This window comes from Micromonospora sp. CV4 (assembly GCF_003667455.1).
Taxonomy (GTDB): Bacteria; Actinomycetota; Actinomycetes; order Mycobacteriales; family Micromonosporaceae; genus Micromonospora.
The window spans coordinates 1-8,124 of record NZ_RCVI01000167.1; the positions used below are offsets into that span (position 1 = coordinate 1).

7 protein-coding genes are annotated in these 8,124 nt (G+C 73.6%); 5 read left to right on the forward strand and 2 right to left on the reverse strand.

What is annotated here, in order from left to right:
* From EAD98_RS03875 to EAD98_RS03885, 3 genes are all read left to right on the forward strand, one after another.
* On the forward strand, positions 1–442 hold a 442-nt coding region (locus EAD98_RS03875), incomplete at its 5' end, for a prephenate dehydrogenase dimerization domain-containing protein (protein WP_121652697.1).
* Positions 443–452: 10 nt separating this feature from the next.
* Positions 453–1,091 carry an SIMPL domain-containing protein gene (locus tag EAD98_RS03880; protein WP_121652698.1) on the forward strand — a complete coding sequence of 213 codons (639 nt, stop codon included), beginning with the start codon at positions 453–455 and terminating at the stop codon, positions 1,089–1,091.
* The gene (locus EAD98_RS03885; protein WP_121652699.1) at positions 1,091–1,738 is read left to right on the forward strand and encodes a nucleoside/nucleotide kinase family protein; all 648 of its coding nucleotides are present in this window, start codon (positions 1,091–1,093) and stop codon (positions 1,736–1,738) included. The genes EAD98_RS03880 and EAD98_RS03885 overlap by 1 nt, the downstream gene beginning before the upstream one ends.
* A gap of 62 nt (positions 1,739–1,800) precedes the next feature.
* Here EAD98_RS03885 and EAD98_RS03890 read toward each other — a convergent pair whose 3' ends face one another.
* Positions 1,801–2,358, reverse strand: coding sequence for a sugar O-acetyltransferase (locus EAD98_RS03890; RefSeq protein ID WP_121652700.1), 558 nt, complete (start codon positions 2,356–2,358; stop codon positions 1,801–1,803).
* Positions 2,359–2,516: 158 nt separating this feature from the next.
* On the opposite strand from EAD98_RS03890, the gene EAD98_RS03895 reads away from it, so the two are divergent.
* Complete coding sequence (locus tag EAD98_RS03895; RefSeq protein ID WP_121652701.1) at positions 2,517–5,813, forward strand: S8 family serine peptidase; 3,297 nt, start codon at positions 2,517–2,519, stop codon at positions 5,811–5,813.
* A gap of 50 nt (positions 5,814–5,863) precedes the next feature.
* Here EAD98_RS03895 and dapD read toward each other — a convergent pair whose 3' ends face one another.
* The gene (gene dapD / locus EAD98_RS03900; RefSeq protein ID WP_121652702.1) at positions 5,864–6,823 is read right to left on the reverse strand and encodes a 2,3,4,5-tetrahydropyridine-2,6-dicarboxylate N-succinyltransferase; all 960 of its coding nucleotides are present in this window, start codon (positions 6,821–6,823) and stop codon (positions 5,864–5,866) included.
* A gap of 135 nt (positions 6,824–6,958) precedes the next feature.
* Here dapD and dapE point away from each other — a divergent pair, with 135 nt between their 5' ends.
* Positions 6,959–8,032, forward strand: coding sequence for a succinyl-diaminopimelate desuccinylase (gene dapE, locus EAD98_RS03905; RefSeq protein WP_121652703.1), 1,074 nt, complete (start codon positions 6,959–6,961; stop codon positions 8,030–8,032).
* Positions 8,033–8,124 lie beyond the last annotated feature (92 nt).

Below are 8,124 nucleotides of genomic sequence, written 5' to 3' on the forward strand. Positions count from 1 at the left end.
GCTCGCCGGCGCGCTGGCCGGGGCGGCGCAGCGGGCGGCGCTGCGCGACGCGGTGCTGGCGCTCGCCGCGGGCAGTTTCCGGGACGGCACCCGCGTCGCCGGCACCCCGGCGGAGCGGACCGCCAACATGCTGCTCGGCAACCGCGCCCGGGTGCTGCACGAGTTGGCCGACGTGAGCGCGTTCCTGGACGGGCTGGCCGCCGCGCTGCGGGCCGGCGACGCGGCGGCGCTCACCGCCCGGTACGCGGAGGCCGCCGCCGCCCGGTCGGCGCTGCTCGACCGGCGGTACGCCACGCGGGACCGGACGTTCCCGGCCGACGGTGATCATGCCGCCGAGGTGACCTGGCTGCGGGAGTTGGGCGACGCCGGTGGCCACCTGACCGGGTGCCGGGTCGACGCCGGCACCGTCGCCTACACGGCACGGCTTCCGGTGACTGACTAGGCTCAGGGGCATGGCGGCAGACGGCCCGGTGGTGCAGGTGCGCGGCGAGGCGTACCGGGAGGTGCCGCCCGAGCTGGCCCGGTTCGCGGTCACCGCGACGGCCCGGGACCGCGATCGCGAGGCCACGCTGACCCGGCTGGCCGAGCGCGCCGCCGCCGTCCGGGTGCTGCTCGACAGCTCCGAGCCGGTCGTGGCCCGGCGGGAGACCGGCGACCTGCGGGTCCGACCGGAGACCCGGCGTTCGGGCGAGCGGGTGGTGGCCTGGCACGGCAGCGTCACCACCACGGTCACCGTCACCGACTTCACCGCCCTCGGTGAGCTGATGCTCCGGCTGGCCGACCAGGACCAGGTCGAGGTGGCCGGTCCCTGGTGGGAGCTGCGCCCGGACAGCCCCGCGCACCGCGAGGCGCGGCACGCCGCGATCACCGACGCGCTGCTGCGCGCCCGGGAGTACGCCGAGGCGCTGGGCGCGCGGGTCACCGCGCTGATCGAGCTGGCCGACGCCGGCCCGGGCGACCGGCCGATGTTCGCCCGCGCGGCGTACGACGGTGGCGGCGGCGGGCCGGAGCTGGAGCTGGACCCCCAGCCACAGACCGTGCAGGCGGCCGTGCAGGCGCGGTTCACCATCAGCGACCCGGTTCTCGGCTGATGCCGCCGGCCCGGGTGCTCTCGGTCGACGAGCTGGTCGCGCGGGCGCGGACGCTGGCTGAGGCCGGTCCGCGGCAGCTGCTGGGCATCGCCGGTGCGCCGGGCGCCGGGAAGTCCACGCTGGCCGAGCAGATCGTTGCCGGGGTCGGTCAGACCGCCCGGCTGGTGCCGATGGACGGCTTCCACCTGGCGCAGTCGCAGCTGGTCCGGCTGGGGCGCGCCGATCGCAAGGGCGCGGTGGACACCTTCGACGCCAACGGGTACGTCTCGCTGCTGCGCCGGCTGCACCGGCTGGAGCCGACCTCGGTCTACGCGCCGGAGTTCCGCCGGGACCTGGAGGAGCCGGTGGCCGGGGCGATCGAGGTGCCGCCGTCGGTCCGGCTCGTGGTGACCGAGGGCAACTATCTGCTGCTGCCGGACTTCCCTTGGCAGGAGATCCGGTCGCTGTTGCACGAGGCCTGGTTCCTCGATCTGGACGCCGAGCTGCGGCAGCGCCGGCTGACCGCGCGGCACGAGGCGTTCGGGCGGTCGCCGGAGCAGGCGCGGGCCTGGGCGCTGGGCACCGACGAGGCCAACGCCTCTCTGGTCACGGGCACCGCCGGCCGCGCCGACCTGGTGGTCCGCCTGCCTGAGCCGCCTTCGCCCTGACCCGCGCGGGCCCCGGCGACCCGCCAGAACGGGCCGCTCGCGTCGCCTCGGGGCTGTGCTGATCAGTCCAGCTGACGGACCGGCCGGGCCGGGTTGCCGACCGCGAGCACGTTGGCGGGCAGGTCCCGGGTCACCACCGCGCCGGCGCCGACGACGGTGTTCGCGCCGATCGTCACCCCGGCCAGTACGATCGCGCCACCGCCGAGCCAGACGTTGTCGCCGATGGTGATCGGCTTCGCCGCTTCCCACTTGTCGCGGCGCGGCCCGGCTTCCACCGGGTGCGTCGGGGTGAGCAACTGCACGTTCGGTCCGACCTGGACGTCCGCGCCGAGGGTGATCGCGGCGACGTCGAGGAACACCGCGTTGTAGTTGACGAAGCTGCGTGGCCCGATCCGGATCTGCCAGCCGTAGTCGCAGTAGAACGGTGGGCGGATCCAGGTGCCGTCGCCCAGTTCGCCGAGCAGCTCGCGCAGCGCTGCGAGGCGAGCCTCCTCGTCGGTGGCCGAGCTGGTGTTGAAGCGTTCCATCCGCCGGGCGGCCTGGTCCAGGTCAGCGACGATCTCGGGATCGTCGGCCAGGTACGCCTCGCCGGCGAGCATTCGGTCCTTCATGGAAGTCACCCGCTCGATGATGCCGTTCCGACCGGGTAGGGGTTGGCTGGTCCGTCATTTTTTGGACTTCCTTATGCATACGCGGTATGCAACTCTGACGGTGGTCAATGCGTCTCTATCCGTAACGACGCTCCATCGAGGAGGATCCGTTGCATCGAAGCAGCAGAATGACCGCCGCCGCCGTGGTCGCCCTCATGCTGGGCAGTCCGGCAGTCGCCGTGGCAGCCCCGCCGACCACCGCCACCAGCCCGGACGCCGTCGGGCGCACCTCGACCGACGCCGCGTCTCCGACCACCACCGTCACCCTGCTCACCGGGGACCGGGTCACCGTCACCGGGTCCGGGTCCGCCGCCGTGCGTCCCGGCCCCGGGCGTACCGACATCCGCTTCCTCACCACCCGCGACGACGGCCACCTCACGGTGCTGCCGCAGGACGCCCTGCCACTGATCCGCGACGGCCGGGTCGACCGGCGGCTGTTCGACGTGACCGGGCTGATCGCCGCCGGGTACGACGACGCCCGTAGTGACCATCTGCCGGTGCTGGTGACCGGCGACGCGGGCGCCCGCCGGAGCGCCGCCGCTCCCGCCGGGTTGACCGTCACCACACAACTGCCGGCCATCGGCGGTGTCGCCGCGAGGGCGGACAAGCAGCGGGTCGCGGCGGTCTGGACGGCGCTCACCGGCGCCGGCGCCCGGGTCGGCACGGCGGGGGGTGCCGACCGGATCTGGCTCGACGGTCGCCGACAGGTCACCCTCGACCACAGCGTGCCGCAGATCGGCGCGCCAGCCGCGCACCAGGCCGGCTTCACCGGCCAGGGGGTCCGCGTCGCGGTGCTGGACACCGGTGTCGACGCCGGCCACCCCGACCTGGCCGGCCGGGTCGCCGAGGCCCGCAACTTCACCGAAGACACCGACACCCGGGACACCGTCGGTCACGGCACCCACGTCGCCTCGATCATCGCCGGCAGCGGTGCCGCGTCCGGAGGGAAGTACCGGGGGGTCGCCCCGGACGCCACGCTGCTCGCCGGCAAGGTCTGCGAGGAGGGCGGCTGCCCGGAGTCGGCGATCCTGGCCGGCATGCAGTGGGCCGCCGTCGACCAGCACGCCGACGTCATCAACATGAGCCTCGGCGGTCGGGACACGCCCGACGTCGACCCGCTGGAGGCGGCGGTCGAGTCGCTCACCGCGCAGACCGGCGCGCTCTTCGTGATCTCCGCCGGCAACGACGGCACGGATGGCTCGGTCGGCTCGCCGAGCACCGCGGACGCCGCCCTCTCGGTGGGCGCGGTGGACCGTGACGACGCGCTGGCCGACTTCTCCAGCCGGGGTCCCCGGGTGGGCGACGGCGGGCTGAAGCCGGACATCACCGCCCCGGGGGTGGAGATCGTCGCCGCCCGCGGAGAAGGCACGCTGCTGGGCGACGCGGTGGGGGAGGCGTACGTCTCGATCTCGGGCACCTCGATGGCCGCGCCGCACGTCACCGGCGCGGTGGCGCTGCTCGCCCAACAGCACAGCGGCTGGGCGGCGGGCCAGCTCAAGGCCACGCTGATGGCCTCGGCGAAGCCGCACCCGGCGCAGACCGCCTTCCAGCAGGGTGCCGGCCGCGTCGACGTGGCCCGGGCGATCACCCAGCAGGTGGTCAGCGACCCGGTCAGCGTCGCCTTCGGCCAGCCGGCCTGGCCGCACGGCGACGACACCCCGATCACGCGCGAGGTCGACTGGCGCAACGACGGCCCGGCCCCGCTCACCCTGGACCTGACGCTCGAGGTCACCGGCCCGGACGGTCAGCCGGCGCCCGCCGGCATGTTCGCCCTCGGCGCGAGCCAGGTGACCGTGCCCGCCGGCGGCACCGCGGGCACCACCGTCACCGCGGACACCCGGCTCGGCACGGACGGCTACTGGACCGGGCGGATCGTGGCCCGCTCCGGAACGACCGTGGCGGTCACCCCGGTCGGAGTGAACCGCGAGGTGGAGAGCTACCAGCTCACCGTGCGGCACCTGGACGCCACCGGTGCGGCCGCCACCGACCACATCACCGTCCTCGTCGACCTGGCCACCCTCACCACCTACGACCTGTACGACCCGGACGGCACCGTCGACACCCGGTTGCCCAAGGGCCGCTACGGACTCGTCAGCCTCCTCTTCGCCGAGGACGGGCTCGCCCAACTGGCCCAGCCGGAGCTGATCATCGACCGCGACACCACCGTGGCCGTCGACGCCCGGAAGGCCCGGCCGGTGCGTACCGCCGTTCCGGAGCGTACGGCCGCGCCGGCGCTCGTGGACATCGCAGCGAACTGGGTCGCCGACGACGGCGCCTACGGGTTCGGCGTGATCTCGCTCGATTTCACCGGGCTGTCCACCGGGCACCTCGGTCGTGCGGTCTCGGGTGACCGGTTCTTCGCCACGGTGAGCAGCCAGTGGTCGCAGCCGGAGGTCGCCATCAGCCCCTACCTGTACGCGCTCGCCGAGAAGTTCCCCGGACGGATGCCGACCGGCTTCGACAAGACCTACCGCAGTCGCGAGTTGGCCAGCGTCACGCACCAGTTCCGGGGCGGCTATCCGGGCCTGGTCGCCGAGCGGCTGGTCTTCCCGCACCTCGACCCGGATCTGGGCGCCTGGGCCGTCGGCCTGCCCACCGCGGTGCCGGGGCAGCGGGTCGAGCACCACAACACCCGCGGGCTGCGCTGGTCCTCCGAGCTGATGTTCTCGGTACCCACCGACGAGGGGTGGCCGGAGCGGAAGGTGTCGCTGAGCGCCGAACCGCGGGCGTACCGGCCCGGGAGGCACACCCGGGAGAGCTGGAACAGCGCGCCGTACGGGCCGTCCTTCCCGGCGCCGCGCTGGCCGGGGCAGGGCGTCACCCGGCTCGGTGACGAGATCCAGGTGGACGTGCCGCTGCACAGCGACGCCGAGGGGCACGCCGGCATCTCGTACGGCGACACCAATCGGACCGCCCTGTACCGCGAGGGTGTGCTGGTCGGCGAGTGGCCGGAGCCCGGTTTCGGGCAGTTCACGGTGCCACCCGGTGCCGCTGACTACCGGCTGGAGGTCTCGTCGAAGCGGAGCTTCACGGATCTCAGCACCGAGGTCAGTACGGCGTGGACGTTCCGGTCCCGGCACGTGCCGGGCGAGGACCACCGGGCCCTGCCGGTGTCCGCCATCCGGTTCACGCCACCGCTCGACGACACCAACACCGCCCGGGCCGGCCGGACCCTGGTCATCCCGGTGCAGGTGCAGCGGCAGCCCGGCGCCGCCGGGTCACGGGTGACCGGGTTGACCGTGGACGTCTCGTACGACGGCGGCCAAAGCTGGCGACCCGCCCACGTCCGGCACGGTGGACACGGCTGGACGGCCACCGTCCGGCACCCCGCCGGGGCCGGATACGCGTCCCTGCGGGCCACCGCCCGGGACGCCGCCGGCAACACGGTGACCGAACGGATCATCCAGGCGTACCGGCTGCGCTGAGGCGTACCCCGTCGGGTCCGCGGCCCAGTGCCGCGGACCCGGCGGGACCGTCAGTCGTTGGCGTGCAGGGCGGCGTTCAGCTCGATGCCGCGGCCGGTGCGCGGCCGGGCCTCCAGCGCACCGGTCACCGAGTTGCGCCAGAACAGCAGGCCGTCGACGCCGGAGAGGTCCCGGGCCTTGACCACCCGGCCGTCCGGCAGGGCGATCTTCGAGGCCGCGGTGATGTAGCAGCCCGCCTCCACCACGCAGTCGTCGCCGAGCGAGATGCCGACGCCGGCGTTCGCGCCGACCAGGCTCCGCTCGCCGATGCGAACCTTGTCCGTGCCGCCGCCGGAGAGGGTGCCCATGATCGAGGCGCCGCCGCCGATGTCGGAGCCGTCGCCGACCACGACGCCCTGCACGATCCGCCCCTCGACCATCGAGGTGCCGAGCGTGCCGGCGTTGAAGTTGACGAAGCCCTCGTGCATCACGGTGGTGCCGGCGGCCAGGTGTGCGCCGAGCCGGACCCGGTCGGCGTCGGCGATCCGTACACCGGCGGGCACCACGTAGTCGGTCATCCGGGGGAACTTGTCCAGCCCGTACACCGCCAGGTGGCGCCCGGCGGCCCGCTCGATCACCCGCAGCTCGTCCACCCGCTCCGGCGGGCACGGCCCGGCGGAGGTCCACGCCACGTTGGCCAGCTTGCCGAAGATGCCGTCCAGGTTGAGCTGGTTGGGCCGGACCAGGCGGTGCGACAGCAGGTGCAGCCGGAGGTACGCGTCCGGGGCGTCCTTGATCGGGTCGTCCAGCGAGCCGATCACGGTGACCACCTGGACGGTACGCAGACCAGGCAGCGACCGGTCGCCGAGCGCGGCCGGCGGCAGGTCGAGCACGTCCGTCTCGTCCTCACCGGCGACCAGCGGCAGTTCACCCAGGCCCAGCTTGCCGGTCGGGTACCAGGTGTCGAGCACCTGCTCGTCGGCCGTGACAGTGGCCAGGCCGATGCCCCAGGCGGAATCTGCGGACGTCACTGTTGCACCTCTCGGTCGCGGCCGGACCGGCCTCTGCTCACGACGGCGGGGCTCGCAAGCTCGCTCCTCGCGCTGGCCGCAGGCGGCCGCAAGCTCACTCCTCGCGCTGACAGACCTGAAGGTACCGTGCGAACCATGGAGAACCCGCTGACCCCCGAGGTCCTCGCCGATCCGGTGGCGCTGACCCGCGCCCTGGTCGACATCGAGTCCGTGTCCCTCAACGAGAAGGCGATCGCCGACTGCGTTGAAGAGGTGCTGCGGGGCGTACCGCACCTGACCACCCACCGGCACGGCAACACGGTGATGGCGCGCACCGACCTGGGTCGCGCGCAGCGCGTCGTGCTGGCCGGGCACCTGGACACGGTGCCGCTGAACAACAACTTCCCGTCCACCATGCGTGGCGACCTGATGTACGGCTGCGGCACCTCGGACATGAAGTCCGGCACCGCGTACGCGCTGCACCTCGCCGTGACCCTGCCCGAGCCGCGCTACGACGTGACGTACTTCTTCTACGAGGCCGAGGAGATCGAGTCCCGGTACAACGGTCTGCACCTGGTCGCGCAGGCGTACCCGGAGTGGCTGGAGGCGGACTTCGCCGTCCTGCTGGAGCCGACGTACGGCGTCGTCGAGGCGGGCTGCCAGGGCACCATGCGGGCCCTCGTCACGACCACGGGTGAGCGGGCTCACGCGGCGCGCTCCTGGCACGGGGTGAACGCCATCCACGCCGCCGGTGAGGTGCTGCGGCGGCTCCAGGAGTACGAGGGGCGCCGGATCACGATCGAGGGATGCGACTACCGCGAGGGTCTGAACGCGACCCGGATCACCGGTGGCGTCGCGGGGAACGTGATCCCGGACCACTGCGAGATCGAGGTCAACTACCGGTACGCCCCGGATCGCGACCCGGCGGCGGCGGAGGCGCACCTGCGGGAGGTCTTCGCGGGCTTCGAGCTGACCGTGACCGACGCGGCGGCCGGCGCGGCCCCGGGGCTGGAGGCGGCCCCGGCGAAGGAGTTCCTGGCGGCGGTCGGCGCGGCGCCGATCGGCAAGCTGGGCTGGACGGACGTGGCCCGGTTCGCGGCCATGGGCATCCCGGCGCTGAACTTCGGCCCGGGGGACCCGAACCTGGCCCACCACAAGGACGAGCACGTCGAGATCACCAAGATCCGCGACGGCGCCGCGACCCTGCACCGCTGGCTGACCCCGGCCTGACCCCGTTTCCGGTGATCAAGAGGTTTGCGTCAGCCGGGCCCGTTGTCGGCGACGCAAACCTCTTGATCAGCTCCGGAAGGGGTGGGGGAGAG

Coding starts and splice junctions, on each gene's coding strand:
- EAD98_RS03880 (WP_121652698.1), top strand. CDS start 453: ATGGCGGCAGACGGCCCGGTGGTGCAGGTGCGCGGCGAGGCGTACCGG.
- EAD98_RS03885 (WP_121652699.1), top strand. CDS start 1,091: ATGCCGCCGGCCCGGGTGCTCTCGGTCGACGAGCTGGTCGCGCGGGCG.
- EAD98_RS03895 (WP_121652701.1), top strand. CDS start 2,517: ATGACCGCCGCCGCCGTGGTCGCCCTCATGCTGGGCAGTCCGGCAGTC.
- dapE (WP_121652703.1), top strand. CDS start 6,959: ATGGAGAACCCGCTGACCCCCGAGGTCCTCGCCGATCCGGTGGCGCTG.